Source organism: Arthrobacter sp. 10T413_2 (assembly GCF_056394205.1).
Map to the genome: position 1 here is coordinate 101640 of NZ_JBFTHK010000001.1, position 19561 is coordinate 121200.

At 68.1% G+C, this 19561-nt stretch carries 16 protein-coding genes and 2 riboswitches; of the genes, 12 read left to right on the forward strand and 4 right to left on the reverse strand.

Annotation, left to right across the window (positions count from 1 at the left end; genetic code table 11):
- Positions 1-16 precede the first annotated feature (16 nt).
- The 3 genes from AC1DBQ_RS00485 to AC1DBQ_RS00495 are packed head-to-tail and all read right to left on the reverse strand — an operon-like array spanning position 17 to position 4402.
- The gene (locus tag AC1DBQ_RS00485; protein WP_476926614.1) at positions 17-1663 is read right to left on the reverse strand and encodes a DNA repair helicase XPB; all 1647 of its coding nucleotides are present in this window, start codon (positions 1661-1663) and stop codon (positions 17-19) included.
- Positions 1660-4158 (reverse strand): helicase-associated domain-containing protein, encoded by a 2499-nt coding sequence (locus tag AC1DBQ_RS00490; RefSeq protein WP_476926615.1) that lies wholly within the window; start codon positions 4156-4158, stop codon positions 1660-1662. Before AC1DBQ_RS00490 ends, AC1DBQ_RS00485 begins: the two co-directional genes overlap by 4 nt.
- Before the next feature lie 10 nt (positions 4159-4168).
- The gene (locus AC1DBQ_RS00495) at positions 4169-4402 is read right to left on the reverse strand and encodes a hypothetical protein (RefSeq protein WP_116766967.1); all 234 of its coding nucleotides are present in this window, start codon (positions 4400-4402) and stop codon (positions 4169-4171) included.
- Between the two features lie 178 nt (positions 4403-4580).
- Between AC1DBQ_RS00495 and AC1DBQ_RS00500 the strand changes: the two genes are divergently transcribed.
- The 3 genes from AC1DBQ_RS00500 to AC1DBQ_RS00510 are packed head-to-tail and all read left to right on the forward strand — an operon-like array spanning position 4581 to position 7017.
- On the forward strand, positions 4581-4964 hold the full coding sequence (locus AC1DBQ_RS00500; protein WP_091251405.1) for a cold-shock protein: 384 nt from the start codon (positions 4581-4583) through the stop codon (positions 4962-4964).
- Positions 4965-4972: 8 nt separating this feature from the next.
- Entirely contained in the window at positions 4973-5596 is a 624-nt protein-coding gene (locus AC1DBQ_RS00505; RefSeq protein ID WP_476926616.1) for a DUF3027 domain-containing protein, read from the forward strand.
- Between the two features lie 44 nt (positions 5597-5640).
- The gene (locus tag AC1DBQ_RS00510) at positions 5641-7017 is read left to right on the forward strand and encodes an MFS transporter (RefSeq protein ID WP_476926617.1); all 1377 of its coding nucleotides are present in this window, start codon (positions 5641-5643) and stop codon (positions 7015-7017) included.
- A gap of 2 nt (positions 7018-7019) precedes the next feature.
- Here AC1DBQ_RS00510 and serC read toward each other — a convergent pair whose 3' ends face one another.
- Entirely contained in the window at positions 7020-8150 is a 1131-nt protein-coding gene (serC, locus tag AC1DBQ_RS00515; protein WP_476926618.1) for a phosphoserine transaminase, read from the reverse strand.
- 348 nt (positions 8151-8498) lie between these two features.
- On the opposite strand from serC, the gene AC1DBQ_RS00520 reads away from it, so the two are divergent.
- The 9 genes from AC1DBQ_RS00520 (at position 8499) to AC1DBQ_RS00560 (ending at position 19381) form a co-directional block, all read left to right on the forward strand.
- Entirely contained in the window at positions 8499-9194 is a 696-nt protein-coding gene (locus AC1DBQ_RS00520; RefSeq protein ID WP_476926619.1) for an iron-dependent transcriptional repressor DtxR, read from the forward strand.
- A gap of 150 nt (positions 9195-9344) precedes the next feature.
- Positions 9345-9558: riboswitch (cyclic di-AMP (ydaO/yuaA leader) on the forward strand.
- A gap of 4 nt (positions 9559-9562) precedes the next feature.
- The gene (locus tag AC1DBQ_RS00525) at positions 9563-10381 is read left to right on the forward strand and encodes a M23 family metallopeptidase (RefSeq protein ID WP_476926620.1); all 819 of its coding nucleotides are present in this window, start codon (positions 9563-9565) and stop codon (positions 10379-10381) included.
- Between the two features lie 137 nt (positions 10382-10518).
- Positions 10519-10689: riboswitch (cyclic di-AMP (ydaO/yuaA leader) on the forward strand.
- A gap of 295 nt (positions 10690-10984) precedes the next feature.
- A complete protein-coding gene (locus AC1DBQ_RS00530; protein ID WP_476926621.1) occupies positions 10985-11740 on the forward strand; it encodes an NlpC/P60 family protein in 756 nt (251 codons plus the stop codon).
- A gap of 221 nt (positions 11741-11961) precedes the next feature.
- On the forward strand, positions 11962-12462 hold the full coding sequence (locus AC1DBQ_RS00535) for an HNH endonuclease (protein ID WP_476926622.1): 501 nt from the start codon (positions 11962-11964) through the stop codon (positions 12460-12462).
- A 104-nt stretch (positions 12463-12566) separates the two neighbouring features.
- On the forward strand, positions 12567-13304 hold the full coding sequence (gene mobA / locus AC1DBQ_RS00540) for a molybdenum cofactor guanylyltransferase (protein WP_476926623.1): 738 nt from the start codon (positions 12567-12569) through the stop codon (positions 13302-13304).
- A gap of 21 nt (positions 13305-13325) precedes the next feature.
- On the forward strand, positions 13326-13613 hold the full coding sequence (locus tag AC1DBQ_RS00545) for a DUF6457 domain-containing protein (RefSeq protein WP_476926624.1): 288 nt from the start codon (positions 13326-13328) through the stop codon (positions 13611-13613).
- Complete coding sequence (locus tag AC1DBQ_RS00550; RefSeq protein WP_476926625.1) at positions 13610-15247, forward strand: molybdopterin molybdotransferase MoeA; 1638 nt, start codon at positions 13610-13612, stop codon at positions 15245-15247. Before AC1DBQ_RS00545 ends, AC1DBQ_RS00550 begins: the two co-directional genes overlap by 4 nt.
- A 122-nt stretch (positions 15248-15369) precedes the next feature.
- A complete protein-coding gene (gene fdhD, locus AC1DBQ_RS00555) occupies positions 15370-16242 on the forward strand; it encodes a formate dehydrogenase accessory sulfurtransferase FdhD (protein ID WP_476926626.1) in 873 nt (290 codons plus the stop codon).
- Positions 16243-16345: 103 nt separating this feature from the next.
- Positions 16346-19381 carry an alpha-mannosidase gene (locus AC1DBQ_RS00560; RefSeq protein ID WP_476926627.1) on the forward strand — a complete coding sequence of 1012 codons (3036 nt, stop codon included), beginning with the start codon at positions 16346-16348 and terminating at the stop codon, positions 19379-19381.
- Positions 19382-19561: the final 180 nt, after the last annotated feature.

Consider the following 19561-nt stretch of genomic DNA (forward strand, 5'->3'; position numbering starts at 1 on the left):
GCGCCGCCGCCCCGGCTCAACCGGCGGTCCCGACGTCGTTGGCGTCCATGATCCGGTAGGCGTAACCCTGTTCGGCCAGGAAGCGCTGCCGTTTCGCGGCGAAGTCCTGATCCAGGGTGTCCCGGGCCACGAGCGAGTAGAACCGGGCGGCKCGGCCGTCCTTCTTGGGCCGCAGCAGCCGGCCCAGGCGCTGGGCCTCTTCCTGGCGGGAGCCGAAAGAGCCCGAGACCTGGATCGCCACCGAGGCCTCGGGCAGGTCGATGGAGAAGTTGGCCACCTTGGACACCACCAGGGTCTGCACCTCGCCGGCGCGGAACGCGTCAAAGAGGCGCTGGCGTTCCTTGACCGTGGTGTCGCCCTTGATCACGGGCGCGTTGAGGCGCTCGCCGATCTCGTCGAGCTGGTCGATGTACTGCCCGATCACCAGCAGCTGTTCGCCGGCGTGTTCGGCGACGAGTTCTTCCACCAYGCGGGTCTTTGTCTCCGAGGTCGCGCACAGGCGGTACTTGTCGGCGTCCTCGGCCATGGCGTAGGCCACGCGTTCGTCGCGGGGCAGGTCGATCCGGACTTCGACGCAGTCCGCGGGCGCGATGTAGCCCTGCGCCTCGATGTCCTTCCACGGCGCGTCGTAGCGTTTCGGGCCGATGAGGCTGAAGACCTCGCCCTCCCGGCCGTCCTCCCGCACCAAGGTGGCGGTGAGTCCCAGCCGGCGCCGGGCCTGCAGGTCCGCCGTCATGCGGAAGATGGGCGCCGGCAGCAGGTGGACCTCGTCGTAGATGATCAGTCCCCAGTCGTTGCCGTCCACGAGCTCCAGATGCGGGTACAGCCCGCCGCGCTTCGTGGTCAGGACCTGGTAGGTGGCGATCGTGACCGGCCGGACTTCCTTGACGGAGCCCGAGTACTCACCKATCTCCTCCTGAGTCAGGGACGTGCGCTTGAGGAGCTCGTCTTTCCACTGCCGTGCCGAGACGGTGTTGGTGACCAGGATCAGGGTGGTGGTGGAGCTGGTGGCCATGGCGGCCGCACCCACCAGCGTTTTGCCGGCGCCGCAGGGGAGCACGACGACGCCGCTGCMGCCGGCCCAGAAGTTCTCCGTTGCCAGCCTCTGGTAGGGGCGGAGCTTCCAGCCGGATTCGTTGAGCATGATCGGGTGCGGTGTGCCGTCGACGTAGCCGGCCAGGTCCTCGGCCGGCCAGCCGATCTTGAGCAGCAGTTGCTTGAGCTGCCCGCGCTGGGAGGAATGCACCACCACCGTCTCACCGTMGATCCGCGGCCCGAGCAGCGGGGCGATCTTCTTGGCGCGGCTGACCTCTTCGAGCACCGGATAGTCGGACGTGCGCATGACCAGGCCGTGCTGCGGGTCCTTTTCCAGCCGGAGCCGGCCGTACCGGGACATGGTCTCCTCGACGTCGATCAGCAGGGAGTGCGGCACCGGGAACCGGGAGTACTTGAGCAGGGTGTCCAGCACCATTTCGGCGTCCAGCCCTGCTGCCCGGGCATTCCAGAGCCCCAGCGGCGTCAACCGGTAGCTGTGCACATGCTCCGGGGCCCGTTCCAGCTCGGCGAACGCCGCGATGGCGTGCCGGGCCTCTGTTGCGAGTTCGTGGTCGACCTCCAGCAGGATGGTCTTGTCACTCTGGACGATCAGGGGCCCGTCATTCACTGGAGCAATTCCTCTGTGGCTTCTACATCGATAATCCGGTGAATGGACAAGACCCGCTCGGTCTCCTTGTCAGGATCGAACACCCGGACACGCCCGCCATTCACTGCTACCGGAACAACGCACTCGCGGCTGGCATTCCCCAGGCCGTCCACAACATTCATKACCACCCGCTGCTTGAGGCGGATCGCCTTCAGCAGGGTTTCCAGCCCCAGCTGGGTGGCCTCCTCGCTGCCGGGGGCAGCCGCCGGAGGATGAGCGCCGGCAGCGCCCGGGGAGCGGGTTCCGTCGCTACGCAGCACGGCCAGTTGGGCGTCGATGTMCGCCTCCGGCGGGGCTGTGCGCGGGGCCGTGTAGACCGGCCGGCCGCCGCCKGAAACCGGGGTGCTGCGGCRCAGCCGGACGAYGGCGGACGAGGCGTCCTCCAGCACAGGGGACAGGCCCAGGCCCTTGAGCACCTGGGCGGTATCCCGCGGTGCGGCGTGCGAGATGACCACGGTGGGCGCGATCCGCACGAGCCCGAGGCCGGYGGCGGCCGGGGCGTTGAGCAGATCCAGCAGGGCCGTCTCGTCCTCGCTCTGGATGAAGCTCGCCGCAGCCCCGACGCGCAGCCGGGAGTGGCGGGCGGCGGTGTCCTCGATGAGGTACTGCAGGGGCTGGGGGATGGCCGTGGCTGAATGCCGGCGCAGGAACTCCAGGATGGCCGCGGCGTCCTGGCCGGCGTCGAGGGCCCGGCGGACCGAAGCAACGGAGAACCGGTAGATGGTTGCCGGTCCCTGCCCCTCGGCCGCTGCCATGGTGAGGAGCCGGTCGCTCAGTTCGGGATCGAGATAGCCGGGGGCCACCGCGGTCAGGTCCGCCTGCAGCAGTATGTGCTGTAGGGCAGCCGGCAGGTGTTCGCCCAGGATTCCGAGGGCATCATCCGGCTGCTCGGCGGCGATGGCGGCGCCAAGCTGGCTGAGCGCGCCGGAACCGATGAGGCCCAGCATCTCTGCCTCCATGAGGATGCCGCGGATCAGCGAGCTGAACCGGCGGGCCATGCGGGGCTGGGTCCATTCGGCCCGCTCCAGCACGGCACCGGCATCGAGGACGGGCGCCTGCCCGTCGGGGGCCGCGGCCTCCAGGGTGAGTTCGTTGAGGATTTCCAGGACCCGTTTGCGGACCACCGGGGCGTCGGGCCGCTGTGCCTCGGCCGAGAGCGCGTTGATAGTGGTCCMGGCCATGCCCCGGTRGCCCGCCGGCCCCGGGGCAGCAGTATTTACGGGCTGGCCCACGAGGGAGGGGGCGCGCTCGCTGGCCAGCCAGGCGTTGACCAGCCACAGCCATTGTTCCTGCCGGGGAAGCGCCAGCCACTCCAGCTGCGGCGGCTGCACCCACGCGGAGCTGTCGACATCCAGCCGGAGCAGGCCTGCCATGCCGCAGAGTTCCGCGAGCACCCCGGCCTCCTGCACGCCGATCCGCAGCGAATCCGCCAGCCGCTTMATCTCCCGTACCCCGACGCCCCCGCTGCGCAGCGTCGCCAGGGGCTGCTCACGCACGGTGTACAGCACTTCGCCCACGAGCCGCAGCGTCTCCGCGATGGCGCCCAGCGCGGCGTTGCGGCGCAGCCCGGCGCTCGTGAGGCCCAGCCGGGGTACGGGCGGCACGAGGGAGAAGTCCTCAATGACAAACCCGCCGCGCAGCGACACGCCKACGCTGTGCGGCAGCTCGACGTGCGCGGCGTCCAGCGGCACCAGCAGCCCCCGCGCCAGCAGCCAGTCCACCGGGCCGACGTCGGAACTTTCGTGGAGCACTGTGGCGCGGCGTTGCGCCTGCGGAACGGCGCCCATGGCCCAGTTGCCGAACCGGGCCAGAAGCGCGGACGTGCGCTCCGGCGMGCTGGCCAGGATGTCCTGGACTGACTCCGGTGTTGCCGTCCAGTGCTGCAGCGCCAGGGCCGCTTCCATCGGCGTCGTGGCGGGGGAGATGGATGCCCCCCTACGGTGCAGTTCCCCCACCAGTTGCACCACGCGCTGCGCAAAAGCCGGCTGGAGCCGCACGAGCTCGGTGTAGCTGCGTCCCAGCCCGGCAGGGTAAATGCCGATCACATCCTTGAGGCTGCCGACAGGGAGGTAGTGCCGCGCCTTGGCAGCGGCGGGAGTCGCGCCGTGCGGTGGATCGGTGCGGTGGACGAGGGCCAGTTCCTGCAGGGAATGGAGCAGGCGGTCGATCGCGGCAACGGAGGAGCCATTGATCAGTTTCTTCAGCGTTGCCGCCGATGCGCTGTGTCCGGTATCGGCGTTGGTGCACAGGTGCAGGGTTTCCAGCACCTGCATCTGCGGACGGTTGAGCCGCTCCAGTGCCCGTTGCACGCTGACTCGTCCGCTGGCGCGGGCGGCCAKAGCGGCGAAGTCCGGGACGCCGGGAGAGATCAGGTCCGGCCGCGCGGAGAACAGGGCCCGCAACGAGTCGTCGCTTCGTGCCTGAAGTTCCTTGCTGAGCGCGCGGATAAGGGACATCGATCCAACGTTACCTTTCGCCGGGCCCGCGCGGGCGGCGCCGGGCGACCGCCGCGTCGACAACAAGGGCGAGCATGAGCATAAATGCCACCGGGAGCCCGTAGAGGGCCACCGAGGTAATCCAGACGGGCGCCACGACATGGTTGAACGCCAGGGCCATGACAGCGCCGACGGCGACGAGGGACAGCACGGCAATGGCGGCCGCAAGGATCATGAAGGGCCGCCGGTAACGCGTCAGTGTCATGAGGGCAACGCTAACAGTCCGGCATCGCCCGCGCCTCACGCCGCTAAAGTGAACAAGGCAGGATAACCTTGGAKATACAGACCAACACGGTCCGGGCAGTCATACCCTKAACCCGCGTATCCATGCGGATGCGGTGACCGCCGGCCGTGTCCCCCAAAGAACGAAGAAGGTTGATTACGTGCCTACCGGCAAGGTCAAGTGGTATGACAAGGAAAAAGGCTTCGGATTCCTCGCTGGCGAGGACGGCCAGGAAGTCTTCCTGCCCAAGTCCGCGCTGCCCGAGGGCGTCACGGACCTCAAGGCCGGAACGCGCGTTGAATTTGGGGTAGCCGACGGTCGCAAGGGGGCCCAGGCCCTCGGTCTKCGGGTGCTGGACAAGACGCCGTCCATCGCCAAAGCAAAGCGGCCCAGCGCCAAGGACCTTGCCCCGCTGGTCCAGGACCTCGTCAGCGTKCTGGACAACCTGTCCGGAACGCTGTCCGCGGGCAAGTACCCGGAAGGCAACAAGGGCAAGGCGATTGCAGCCGCCCTGCGTAAGGTTGCCGACGAGCTGGACGTATAAGGCTCTTGATGACTCAGGAACCTGATCAGTTGCCGGCGCCGGATGCCRGATCCAAAGTGCCGGCCGGATCCAAGGGAGCCGGCCCGAAGCAGGGGTCCCGCCCTCKCGCCGGCGTGCCCGTCTGGCGTACCGGCAAGCCTGACGCCTTCCTGGCCGCCGCCGTCGACGTCGCCCGCACCGCCGTGGAAAGCATCGCCCCCGCGGAGCAGATCGGCGAGCACCTCGGTGCCCGCAGCGAAGGCGACCGCCTGGTGACCCATCTGTTTGAATCCAGGCTGMCCGGATACCTGGGCTGGCAGTGGTACGCCGTGCTGACCCGCAACTCGCGGTCCAAAGTGGTGACTGTCCACGAGCTCGGCCTGCTGCCCTCGGAAGACTCCGTCCTGGCGCCGGCCTGGGTCCCGTGGGCTGAACGGGTCCGCCCCGAAGACGCGCAGACGKACGAGACCGAGGAGGCACCCGGCGCCCAGGCGCCGTCGCAGGGGCCCGACGCCGAGGACGACCTCCAGCACGACGGCGATGCCCGGGCCGCCAGCGAACAGGACGACGACGAGCAGGGCGCCAACGAAGAAGACGCCGCCGAGTACGACGCCGAGGACGCTCGGGAACGCTCCGCCGACGAGGCCGACTAGCGGTTGGAAGCGTCCGGGAGAGTGCATAGCGAGGGCTGGGCCTGATGTCCACGTTCAAATCCCTGCACATCCTGAACTACCGGATCTGGTTCGTCGGCGCCCTCATCTCCAACATCGGTACCTGGATGCAGCGCACTGCCCAGGACTGGCTGGTGTTCGCGCACCTGACGGCGCACGACGCCGGCGCGGTGGGCATTACGATGGCCCTGCAACTGGGCCCGCAGCTTTTCCTGGCCCCCGTGGCCGGACTGGTCGCGGACCGCTTCAACCGTAAACGGCTCCTGGTCCTGACCCAGTCCGCGATGGCGCTGCTGAGCGCCGGGCTGGGCATCCTCGTGATAACGGGCGCGGCGCAGCTCTGGCACGTCTACGCCTTMGCCCTGCTGCTTGGCGTGGTCTCCGCGCTGGATGCCCMCGTCCGCCAGACCTTCGTCTMGGAACTGGTCCAGGACGACTACCTTCCCAATGCCGTGGCCCTCAACAGCGCCTCCTTCAAMGTCGCCCGGATGATCGGCMCCGCTGTCGCCGGCGTGCTCACGGCCGTCGTCGGGCCGGGCTGGGTCTTCCTCATCAACACCCTCACGTTCGCCGCCCTGTTGCTGAGCCTGGCGAAAATCCCGGCGGCATCGCTGCGCCGGCTGCCGCGGGCAGCGGCCGGCAAAGGCAGGATCCGCGAGGGGCTGCGCTATGTGAGATACCGTCCGGACCTTGTCGTGGTGCTCGTGGCGATCTTCATCGTGGGAACCCTGGGGCTGAATTTCGCCCTGTTCATCGCGGCCATGGTGGGCACCGAATTTGGCCTCGACGCGGGCGCCTTCGGCCTCATGAATTCGATCATGGCGATAGGCTCCGTCGCCGGGGCCCTGCTATCCGCCGGCCGAGGCACACCGCKCCTGCGGGTGATCTTCGCGGCGGCCGGGGCGTTCGGCGTGACCTCCGGCATCGCAGCCCTGGCTCCGAACTACTTCTGGTACGGCGTCGCGCTCGTGCCGGTGGGGCTGTTCGCGATCACCATGATGACGAGCGCCAACGGGTACGTCCAGACCACCACGGACCCGGTGATGCGAGGCCGGGTGATGGCCCTGTACATGGCGATCTTCATGGGCGGAACGCCCATCGGGGCGCCGTTCGTCGGCTGGGTGGCAAACATCGCCGGCCMCCGCTGGTCCATGGGCGTCGCGGCCGTTGCCGGCCTGCTCGCGGCCCTGATCGGGCTGCTGTGGATCATCCGGGCGAAGCAGCTGCGGCTCCACTTCAACCGCCGGGCMCGCGGGCTGCGGTACTTCCGCGTGGCAAGCCGCGCCGGCGGATCCGGGGCCGGTGCAGCCGGCGCGGGCCCGGGCGCCCAGCCGGAGGGCATGCCCGGAAACGACGACGGCGCCGCACCGGCACGTGGCCGGGACGACGCCGTCGGACGCTGAGGCTACTTCTTGAGTGCTGCCACGACGAAGTCGATGCACTCAAGCAGCGCCGAGACATCGTCCGGTTCGATCGCCACGAACGTGGCGATGCGCAGCTGGTTGCGGCCCAGCTTGCGGTACGGCTCGGTGTCGACGACGCCGTTGGCGCGGAGCACCTTGGCGATGGCCGCGGCGTCGATCGATTCGTCGAAGTCGATCGTGGCGATCACGTTGGAGCGGTCTTCGGCCTTGGCCACGAACGGCGTGGCGTAGCCGGACGCCTCGGCCCAGCGGTAGATCCGGCCGGCGGAATCCGCGGTCCGGGCGGAGGCGAAGTCCAAGCCACCGTTGGCGTTGAGCCACTGTACCTGCGCATCCAGGGTCACCAGGGTGGCCAGCGCGGGGGTGTTGTAGGTCTGGTTCAGCCGGGAGTTGTCGATTGCGGTCTGGAGGTCCAGGAAGTCGGGGATCCAGCGGTTGCTGGCCTTGATGCGGGCCGCCCGCTCCAGCGCCGCCGGGGAGAACAGGCCAAGCCACAGGCCGCCGTCGGACGCGAAGTTCTTCTGCGGCGCAAAGTAGTAGACGTCGGACTCCGCCACGTCCAYATCCAGTCCTCCTGCGGCCGACGTCGCGTCCACCAGCACCAGCGACCCTTCGTCGGCGCCGGCCACGCGCCGGACGGGGGCGGCCACGCCGGTGGACGTCTCGTTCTGCGGCCACGCGTAGACGTCGACGCCGGCCTCGGCCTGGGCGGTGGGGCGGGTGCCGGGCTCGGCCTTGATGATGGAGGATTCGGAGAGGAACGGCGCCTTGTTGGTAGCCGAAGCAAACTTCGAGCCGAATTCACCGAACGACAGGTGCTGCGCCTTGGTCTCGACGAGTCCAAAGCTGGCAATGTCCCAGAACGCGGTGGAGCCGCCGACGCCGAGAATCACTTCGTAGCCCTCGGGGGCGCGGAAGAACTCGCTGAGGCCATTGCGGACCGAACCGACGAGGTTCTTCACGGGTGCCTGGCGGTGTGAGGTCCCCAGCAGCTTTKCCGACGCCGCGGCGAGGGCCTCCATCTGTTCCGGTCGGACCTTGGACGGGCCGGCGCCGAACCGTCCGTCCTTGGGCAGGAKGTTGGCGGGGATCGTGATGCTGGTGTCGCTCACAGTGGCTCCAATTTTCGGCTGGTTCGTAGCGTGGCTGGGAGGTGGCCTGGCCGGGACGGCTACAACGGACACCCCTTGTCATTCTGCCTGTTTTATTCTGCCTGACGGCCCCCGGCGATACGGAAAAGCCTCTGTCATAGTCCGGTCATTGAGAAGGCCCCGAGGGGCCGGCCGGCGGACGCCGGKGGAGCATCCGCAGTCCGGACCAAGAATTATCCGGAGTAATTCAAAATAGGCTAGGCTGTTCTGCGAACGTACGGCGGATCTCGCCAGCGCGCATCCTTACACGCAGCCCGCACGCGGTACGGTGGGAATGACGCAAGGACTGCGCTCGAGGAGCTGAGCTGAATGACGGATCTGATCGATACCACGGAGATGTATCTCCGGACCATTCTGGAACTTGAAGAAGAAAACATCGTCGCCCTCCGCGCCCGCATCGCCGAACGACTCCGCCACTCCGGCCCCACTGTTTCCCAGACCATCGGCCGCATGGAGCGTGACGGCCTGGTGATTGTTTCCGGCGACCGGCACCTTGAACTGAMCGAAACCGGACGGAAACGCGCCGTCGGCGTCATGCGCAAGCACCGCCTCGCCGAACGCCTGCTCGCCGACGTGATCGGGCTCGATTGGGCCTACGTCCACGAGGAAGCGTGCCGCTGGGAGCACGTCATGAGTGAGCGCGTCGAGCGCAGGATCTTCGAGATGCTCGACCACCCGACCGTTTCGCCCTACGGGAACCCGATTCCGGGGCTCGCGGAACTTGGCGGGGCGCCCTCGGGGGCCCACGCGGACGGCGTCGTGAACCTGCTGGAGGCCATGGCCGGCTACGGTGCGGAGTCGCGGATCACGGTCAACCGGCTCGCCGAGCCCATCCAGGTGGAACCGGAGCTTCTGGCCCAGCTCGACGAGGGCGGAATCCGCCCCGGTGCGCTCGTTTCGCTGGAGCGGGTGGGGGAGTACATCTCGGTCCGGGTCCCGGATATCGAGGGCGCCTTGGAGCTGCCGCCAGAGGTTGCCGCGCATGTCTTTGTAACAGTCGCCTGACCAGCCAAAACGTCACCGTCATGGGACGACCCATGAGTTCTGCACAAACGCKATCACGGATTTATCACCGAGGGGCTTAATCGCCTATAGTTAGTGCCCTGTACCGATACCAAAGCGTTACCTGATCCGAAGCCGAACCCTGCCAGCGGATCAGTCGCAGAACCACCTCCTGGCAGGGGCGGGGGAACCACTATCGGCTGCTTCTTCGGCAGCCTTGGGGTGAAGTCCGTCAGCGGCAAGCAGCTTCCATCGAACGGTCCCCACAGGACGCCTCGGTGACCGGGTGCTTGCAACGGCGGACCGGGTCTTTGATCTCTCTGACCCGAATCCGACAGCTAACTTCGCAGGCTCTCAGAGAGGAACCGTTCTTGACCACCCAGACCGCCAGGGGCCGTCGCCGCGCGACCGGTCCCGCTCCGGAGCCGCGCCCCGTCGTCGCGCATACGGCCGAACGTCCGCGTGACGCGCACCGCGACGAGCGTCGTGGCCGCCGCAGCCCGTTCCGTCAGGTAACGGACTTTGCCGCCGCCAGCGGCGTGGGGCAGAAGGCCGGAATCGCGCTGGCCGCCACTGGTCTGGTCCTCACGGTGACGGTGCCCGTCACGAGTCCCGTCATGGCCTCGAACACCGACGGATCCGCGGTCTCGGCCGCAGTGCAGCCGGACGTCACGGCTGCCGCCGCCGCAAAGCTCGATTTCAGCCGGACGGCCATCGCCACCAAAGGCGACCCGGACGGGAAGCTCAAGCAGCTGCTGAGMGCCCAGTCCGTCGGCAGCATTACCCGCGCGGCTTCAGCCGGCACGCTGGGTCCGCCGCTGGACCAGCTGGTCACGGCATCGCCGTTCGGCTACCGCGTCAGCCCCATCACGGGCGGTCCGGGGGAGTTTCACCGCGGCCAGGATTTCGCCGCCCAGTGCGGCACGCCGGTCCACGCCGCCGCCAGCGGCACCGTGACCTTCAACGGATGGCACCCCTACGGCGGCGGCAACCGTGTGGTCATTGACCATGGCAACGGTCTGGAGACCACGTACAACCACCTGTCCTCGTCCTCGGTGAAGGTCGGCCAGAAGGTCTCCCGCGGCGATGTCGTCGCGCTGAGCGGGACCACCGGCGCCTCCACGGGCTGCCACCTCCACTTTGAAGTGATGGTCAACGGCGACGTTGTTGACCMCCTCGGCTRGCTGTAATAAAGACGATGGACAACTCTCAAATTCCCGTGACACGCCGTGATCTGAATGTGACATTGGGTCCGGAGTCCTGTAGGGTTTGAAGCACGCCAACTTTTMCGAAGTTGGCGCTCTTGAGTGGATTGCCTAGCTCTGCCACCGCTCAAGGTCCGTTCGCATTACATCGTCTGGCAGGGGCGGGGGAACCAATTTTGGCCTTCGAAAGAAGGCCTAGGGGTTAAGTCGCAACGCTTCCCAGTGAAGCAGCGCGGCCGGGTGACTCCCATCCGAATCCGACAGCTCACCTCGTAGGCATTGGGAGAGGCTACTTTCGTGTCTTCACGCCACAATGCTGCGCGTATGCGCACTGGCGCGGCTMTTTTGAGCCCGCTCACATCCACATCACGTGCCGCCCTTGCCGGCGCCCGGATGGGATCACGTTCCGCTGGCTCATTCGCTACCGAGTCCGGACAGCATGCAGTTTCCGCTTTTGGCGCGTCTTCGCAGTACACCCTTCGCTAAGTAACCCATTTCGGGGCGATCCGGCGTACCCCCAAGATGCCGGAGCGTCCTCAGTCCGCGCCCAAAAACGCGCGGTCCAAGGATCACGAAAGAGAGAACTTAATGACTACTCGTGCAACCGTTGCACGGCACCGCGCCGAGGTCACAAAGACCAACTCGCTGGCTGTTATTGCCAAGGCAGTCGGCGACAACGCCGGCGGCATGGGCCGTCAGGCCGCGGTCATCGCCGCAGCTTCCGGTCTGGTTCTGACCAGCGGAATCGCAGCCAACGCTGCTGAGACCAATGTTCAGCGCGAATCCACCTCCGCTTCCGCCCTGGAAGTCCAGTCGTCGGCTCCGGCCACGATTTCGGCTGCTTCCACCATTGCGATCTCCTACGAGAAGCCCGCCGTGACCACGTCGCCGGCTCCCGTCGTCGAGGCTCCCAAGCCCGTCGTGCAGGTCCAGACCGCAGCCACCCAGGCCGGCGGCGCCCAGGCCGGCGTCAACGGCGGCGCAGCTGCCCTGGCCCCTGCCGGAATCGGAAGCGGCGCCGGCGCAACTATCGCTGCCGCTGCCTACGCACAGCTCGGCGTGGCGCAGGACTGCACCGCCCTTGCCACCAACGCCCTGGCCGCGGCCGGTATCCACTACCACGGCTGGCCGGCAGGTTACCTGTCCCTCGGCCGCACCGTGAGCGCCGCCGAAGCTCGTCCGGGCGACCTCGCCTACTACCAGAACGGTGGCGTGGGCATGGCCCACATCGCTGTCTACGTCGGCAACGGCATGGCAGTCCACGGCGGCTGGAACGGCGGCACCACCGCTCTCTACAGCGTRAACGTCGGTTCCGGCCCGGTCTTCATCCGCGTCGGCGGCTAGGCACAAGCCCCCGCACTTTCAAAGACCCCCGCCTCTTGAGGCGGGGGTCTTTCGTGTTACCGGGGCATGAATTTTCCGCACTGGAGACCGCGCCGCCGAAAAAACATTCGGTGATCTGGCAGTTGAGTGTTTACTCTTGTCTTGTCGATCCATAGCCCGACCATGCACAGGGCAGCCGGCCCTTGTGCCCCTGGCGGGTGCGGCCGTGAAGAGGTATGCGGATGCGCACTCTCGTTCTGAATGCTGGATATGAACCGCTGGCGGTCATCACCTTCCGCCGGGCGCTCGTCCTTGTCCTGACCGGAAAGGCAAGCGTGGTGGCTGAAGGGGACGACCCCGTTGTCGGCCCGCAGGACATTCTCGGCCGCCCGTCCGTGATCCTCCTGAACCGCTACATCCGACCGCGGTACAACACGATGACGGCGGTCAGCCGCCGCGGCGTGCTCCGCCGCGATGCCCACCACTGCGCGTACTGCGGCAAGGCAGCCCACACGATCGATCACGTCCAGCCCAAGTCCCGGGGCCGCGCTGATTCTTGGGAGAACCTCGTGGCCGCCTGCCTGCGCTGCAACAATGCCAAGGGCGACCACACGCCGGCAGAGATGGGCTGGAAACTCGGATTTGTACCGGGTCCCCCGAAGGGCACCATCTGGCAGATCAAGGAACTCGAGAAGCCGACCCCCGCGTGGGATCCGTTCCTGCTGCCCGAATCGGCAGCCTGACCTACCGCCTGAACCGMTGCCCCGGCTGCTGCCTTACCCCGGCCTCTGGCCCCGCCCGTGGTGCCTGAGCATCCGGGCAGCCCGCGCCGCGCTAGGCTGATCCGGTGGAGTTCGATGCCATCATTCTCGCCGKCGGAAGGTCGGCCCGCCTKGGCGGTGTGCCCAAGTCGCGGCTGACGTACGACGGCGCCACCCTGCTTGAGCGGGCGCTGCGCGCCGCGGGCGGGGCCGGCCGCGTCGTCGTCGTCGGTCCTGACCCCGGGGATCTGCCCGCCGGGACCCTGAACTGCCGGGAAGACCCGCCGTTCGCGGGGCCGGCCGCCGCGATCGCCGCGGGACTGAACGCGCTGGCCGCCGAGCACGCCGGCCGACCYGACGCCGGCGCTCCCGCGCCGTTCACCCTTGTCCTGGCCTGTGACATGCCGCGGTCGGCCATCGCGGTCCGTGCCCTGGCGGGGACGTTGGCGGAGATGCTGGCGGCGGCAGCGACTGCAACGGTKACCGAGAACCTGGCAGGGGCAGGGGATGCTGCGCCAGCCGCTGACCAGCCGGGGGAGACGGGCGACGGCGTCATGGCCGTGTCGGCCGACGGTCGGAGGCAGCCGCTCCTTGGGCTTTATGGCACAGCTGCGCTACAACGAAGTGCCGCGGACGCCGCGCGTGCGGGCAGCCTGGAAAACGCGTCCGTCTTCGCCCTTCTTGCTAGGCTGGACGTGCGGGAAGTTCGCGTCCCCCCCGGTTCCACGGATGACGTTGACACTTGGGATGACGCTTCCGCACTAGGGGTATCCGGCAGGATTTCAGACCCCGGTCCGGGTTCCGGGCCGGAACTCCGCAGTTGAACTCGACCATGKAGGCAAACGGTGAAAAGCCAGGATGAAACGCTTCAAGACTGGTGCCGTGCCCTGCTCCAGGCCTTGGAGTTGGAAGGCGTAGAAATTGACGTGAACGAGGTCCTTGCCTTGGCAGGCGTAGCCGCCCACTCGGTCGTGCGACCGGCTGCGCCGCTAACCACGTTCATCGCAGGCTATGCAGCAGGCCTCGCCTCCGGCTCCGGGAAGGCCTCGGACGCCACGACCATGCAGGCTGCCATGGCCGTAGCCCGCCGGCTCGCCACAGACTATGCAGCCGCCGAAGCTTCCGGGGCATGACGCCTGCGGCCCCAGACGGCAGCGGACCCACCAGCGTCCCCCGCGGGGATAACGTCGATCACGGCGTCGGGGACAACTTTGAGGACGGCGTGCAGGCCGTCCCCGGCGACCCCCGAGCCGGTGCTCTGGACGCTCCCGCACCGGACTCTGCCGGGCCGGAAAATGCCGGTCACGACKCCGCCGGCCAGGGGAGTGCCGGCCGGGACGGTGCCGACTTGCAGCACCGGCATCTGGCCCACACATGGCAGGAGGCCCGGCAGCTCGCCTTCGACTGTGCCACTCCCATCCCCGCCGCCCCCGTCCCACTCCGGCAGGCGCTGGGCCGGACCCTGGCAGTGGACGTGGTTGCCCTGCGGGACATGCCGCACTACGCCTCCTCAGCCATGGACGGCTGGGCCGTCAACGGCAGCGGTCCGTGGATCMTGGCCGAGCCCAACCAGCGGCTGGCGCCGCACCAGGCCAGCMGGATTGCCACCGGCGGCCTCATCCCCGCCGGGGCCAAGGCGGTGCTGCGCAGTGAAAGCGGCGTCATCGGCACCGACGAGGACGGACTGCCCGTCCTGAAGCTGGGCGGCARCGCGAAGCCGGGGGATCCGCGCAACGGTGACCACATCAGGAAAGCCGGCGAAGAGGCGGCCGCCGGAGATGTTCTGATCAAGCGCGGCACCGTCCTGAACCCGGCTCACCTGGCCCTCGCCGCGCTGGCCGGGAACGACACGCTGCCCGTGCTCGGCAAGGCACTGGTCCGCCTCGTCCTCACCGGCTCCGAGGTGGTGACGTCCGGACTGCCGGCACCCGGGCAAGTTCGGTATACGTTCGGTCCTCAACTGGCGGCAGTGGTGGGGATGCTCGGCGGCATCTGTACCGAAGAAGTGAAAATCGGCGATACCTACGCCGAGTGGCTCGCCGCGCTTGAGGACGGAGAACCTGTCCACGCCGGCGGCCAGTCAGGCGGTGAGTCAAGCAGCGCGTCAGACATCCCGTTCCGCGACGGGCCCGGCGGCAGGTCCGCTGCCCCGGCTGCCGATCCTGCCGCTGAAAGCCTGCCCGCCGACGTCGTCATCACCACCGGCGGCACGGGCCGTTCCGGAACTGACCATCTCCGGCGCTCGGTGGACGAGCTCGGCGGCCGCCTGCTGATCGACGGGATCGCGATGCGGCCCGGCCACCCTGCCGTGCTCGCCGAGCTGCCCGACGGCAGGTACATCCTCGGGCTGCCGGGGAACCCGCTCGCGGCCATGATGGCTCTGTCCACCATCGGAGCCCCGCTCCTCGCGGCCCTGGGCCACGGTTCCATTCCGCCGCTCAGCGAGGTCCCCTGCGGTTCGACGATTGACGCCGATCCCGGCCGCACTCGCCTCATGCCCTTCCGGCTGTTGTACGGCATGGCGTCCCCGGCGCAACACACCGGCCCGGGCATGATGCGGGGCCTCGCCGCGGCCGACGGCGTACTGGTGGTCCCGCCCCACGGCGTCCAGTTGGGGGAACTGGTCCCCGCGTTCGCGCTTCCTTGGGGCGCACCGCTCCCGGACGCCGCGGCGGCCGCCGGCGCACCCAAGCCGGCGGCGAAGCGGACCGCCAGGAAAACCTCGGCCAGCGACGGGCCGGTGGACTGGAGCGCCCTCCTGGGCTGAATATCGACGGCCCACCCCCCGCCCCCGGTCTCTGCCGCGCTGGCTTCAGGGTCGGGCGCTTGCAATGATGGAAACAACGTAACGTCCAAAAAATCACACACCATGTTGCTTAGGAGTATCGGATGGGCCGCGTGACACAGCGCCGCAAGGTGCACAAGATTGTCCTCGACGGTTCCCCGCAGGCCCTCGAATTCCCCGTCCGCCACCGGGAAGACGTCCTCGCCGTCGAGGAACCGCTGGAAATACGGATCGGAAGCATGTCCTTCTCCGTCACCATGCGGACGCCGGGCAACGACTTCGACCTCGTCGCAGGGTTCCTGGTCTCGGAGGGGGTCATCTGGACCCCCGAGCAGCTGGTCTCGCTCAGGTTCTGTGCGGGCGAAAACGCCGACGGTGTCCAGACCTTCAACGTTGTGGAGGCCCAGCTCCGGCCCGACGTCGTCCGGCCGGAGACGGGGCGCAACGTCTTCACGTCCAGTTCCTGCGGCATCTGCGGGACCGACTCGATTGACGCCGTCCGCAAGTCCTCCCACTACAGCCCGGCCGAGGACCCGCTGACCATCCCTGTGGAGACGCTGGCGGCCCTCCCGCAGGCCCTCCGGTCCGCCCAGGACGTCTTTGACGTCACCGGCGGGGTGCATGCCGCCGGACTCTTCAGGATCTCCGACGACGGCTCGGCGGACCTGCTGTGCCTCCGGGAAGATGTCGGACGGCACAACGCGGTAGACAAGGTGGTCGGCTGGGCGCTCCGCGAGGGCCTGCTGCCGCTCCGGGGGACCGTGCTGCAGGTCTCCGGCAGGGCCTCATTCGAGCTCGTCCAGAAGGCATCCCTCGCCGGAATCCCGGTTCTCGCGGCCGTCAGCGYACCCTCCAGCCTGGCCGTCGAGCTGGCCGAGGCCAGCGGGATGACCTTGGCCGGGTTTAGCCGCCAGACCAGCCTGAACATCTACGCCGGCCAGCACAGGGTGGCGGTTCCGGCGTCCGCAGCCGGCTAGCGTGACCGGCTGACGGCGGCACTTGGCCAAAAGGTTCCCCGCGACGTAAGTTTTATCCATTGATTGGAGTCAATCGGGCCCGCCAGCGCTGAAGAGGATCACATTGCACGACGACCGCCGTCTTACGGAAGTCCGGCTGGACCGCTTTCTGCGTGACCGCATCGCCCCCGCGGTCTACCCGCGCACCCTGCCCCTGACGCTGAGCAGCTGGGACGCACCGGACGAGCCCGTGCCGGCGCTGGAGGCCCTGCGGCACGAGTTCACGCCGCAGGAACACGGCGCGGCCTGGGGCCGGCCGTGGAGCACCAAGTGGCTCCGGCTGCAGGGCGAGGTGCCGGAATCCTGGGGAACGGCGGACGGCAGGTCGGTGGAAATCCTCGTGKACCTGGGGTTCAGCGGCGACCTCCCGGGCTTCCAGTGCGAAGGCATTGCCTGGCGGTCCGAMGGGACCATCATCAAGGCGATCTCCCCACGGAACCAGTACGTCCCGCTCAAGCTCCTGGGCGGCGGCATGGCCGTTGACTTCTACGTCGAAGCCGCGGCCAACCCGGACCTGTCCCAGGACTGGACTTTCGCCGCCACGCCCTACGGCGACAAGGCGACGTCCGGCAGCGAGCCGAAATACCGACTCGGCAGGATCGCCATCGCCGAGCTCAACCAGACGGTCTGGGAGCTGCAGCAGGACATCCTCACGCTCAGCGGGCTCATGCACGAGCTCCCCACCGAGCTGCCCCGCCGCCACGAGATCCTGCGGGCACTCGAACGCATGCTGGACATCATGGACCCTGAGGACGTGGCCGGTACCGCAGAGGCCGGCCGGGCCGCGCTCGCCGGCGTCCTGTCCCGGCCGGCCTACGCCTCGGCACATCAGCTCGTGGCCACGGGGCACGCCCATATCGACTCGGCCTGGCTGTGGCCCGTGCGGGAGACCGTCCGCAAGTGCGCCCGGACGTTCTCCAATGTCGTGGCGCTGATGGACGAGGACCCCGGTTTCATCTTCTCCTGCTCCTCGGCCCAGCAGCTCGCGTGGATGAAGGAGTACTATCCGGAGCTTTTCGGCCGCATCGTGGACAAGGTCCGGGCCGGTCAGTTCGTTCCCGTGGGCGGGATGTGGGTCGAATCTGACTCCAATATGCCCGGCGGGGAGGCCATGGCACGGCAGTTCCTCGAGGGCAAGAGCTTCTTCCTGGCCGAGTTCGGCGTGGACTGCCAGGAAGCCTGGCTCCCGGACACGTTCGGGTACTCCGCGGCGCTGCCGCAGATCATCAAGGCCGCAGGCAGCCGCTGGTTCCTGACCCAAAAGATCTCGTGGAACCAGGTCAACAGGATGCCGCACCACACGTTCAACTGGGAGGGCATCGACGGCACCCGGATGTTTACGCATTTCCCCCCGGTGGACAGCTACAACTCCGACCTCAGCGCCAGGGACCTGGCACACGCGGAGCGCAACTACCGGGATCACGGACGCGGAACCACCTCATTGGTTCCGTTCGGCTACGGCGACGGCGGCGGGGGACCCACGCGCGAAATGCTGGCCGCGGCGCAGCGCACGGCGGACCTGGAAGGATCCCCGAAGGTGCGGATCGGTTCGGCAGCCAGCTTCTTCACGCATGCCCAGGCCGAGTATGAACCCCTGCCCGTCTGGGTGGGCGAGATGTACTTGGAACTGCACCGCGGCACCTACACCAGCCAGGCCAAGACCAAACGGGGCAACAGGCGCAGCGAGCACCTGCTCCGGGAGGCCGAACTCTGGAGTGCCACCGCGGCAGTGCGTGCCGGGCACAGCTACCCGGCCGCGGAGCTCAAGCGGCTATGGCGGCTGGTCCTGCTGCAACAGTTTCACGACATCCTGCCCGGCAGTTCCATCGCGTGGGTCCACCAGGACGCCGAACGCAACTACGCCGCCGTCGAACGCGGTCTTGAAGCCATCATCGCCGAGGCCGCGGGTGCGGCACTTGGCACCGGCAACCGGGAATTCCTCCTCAATGCCGCCCCGCACGAGCGCCAGGGCGTGCCGGCCCTGGCCGCTGCCGAGCCGGTCCCGTCCGGTCAACCTGTGGCTGTCACGGAAGCGAACGGCGGCTACATCCTAGACAACGGCATCATCCGGGCCGTGGTGGACGCCAACGGACTGCTCGCCTCGCTCATGGACTATGCCACGGGGCGTGAGGCGATTGCTCCCGGGGAGTCCGGCAACCTCTTGGAGCTGCACCGGGATACACCGAATGAATGGGATGCGTGKGACATCGACGCCTTCTACCGCAGGAACGTTGTCCGGCTGGTGGAGGCGCGATCGGTCACACTGGAGCGCGGTCCCGGTCCGGAAGGCCTGAACGCCGTCGTCGCGGTGGGGCGGATGGCTGGCTCCTCGCCCGTGACCCAGCGGATTGCGCTCGCGGCCGGCGCCGACTCCCTCGCGATCTCCACCGTCGTGGACTGGCAGGAAAGCGAAAAACTGCTCAAGCTCGGCTTCGCCCTGGACGTCCGGGCGGACCGCTCTGCGGYGGAGACGCAGTTCGGGCACGTGTTCCGCCCCACGCACCTCAATACGTCGTGGGAGGCGGCGAAATTCGAGATCTGCGCCCACCGCTGGATCCACGTCGCCGAGCCCGGCTACGGGGTGGCCATTTCCAACGCGTCCAGCTATGGCCACGACGTCACCCGCAACGTCCGGGAGGACGACGGCGGGACCACCACCACAGTGCGGGTCTCGCTCCTGCGGGCGCCGAAGTTTCCGGATCCCGGCGCGGACCAGGGCAGGCACGAGCTCCAGATCACGATCCGGCCGGGTGCCAGCATCGCCGACGCCGTCGAAGAGGGCTACCGCACCAATCTGGCACCGCGGCTTGCCAGGGGAGCCCACGGCGTTCAACCGCTCTTCACCGTGTCCAACGAAGCGCTCGTCATCGAGGCCGTCAAGCTCGCCGAGGACGGCTCCGGCGACGTGATCGTTAGGCTCTACGAATCGCTGGGGGAGCGGTCCACGGGCCTCGTGACGGCGAACTTCCCGGTCACCGGTGTGCGCGCCGTGGACCTGCTGGAGCGGCCCGTCGATGCGCCGGGCGTGACGGCTGCCCTTGATTCGGCCGAGCTCACGCTGCGCCCGTTCCAGCTGGTCACGCTGAGGTTCATGCGCTGAGGTTTGGGCGCCGAAGTCGAGGCAGAGAGTCGCTTTGGCGGCTGCCTGCGGGGCAACGGAAACCCCCGCGGTTCCGGCCAAAGCACCGTTAAACAGGCTGAGTGGGAGCGGTCCATGTGGACCGCTACCACTCATCCCCCCAATGGCGCTTGGACGACTGCCTCTGCTTTGCACGGCTAA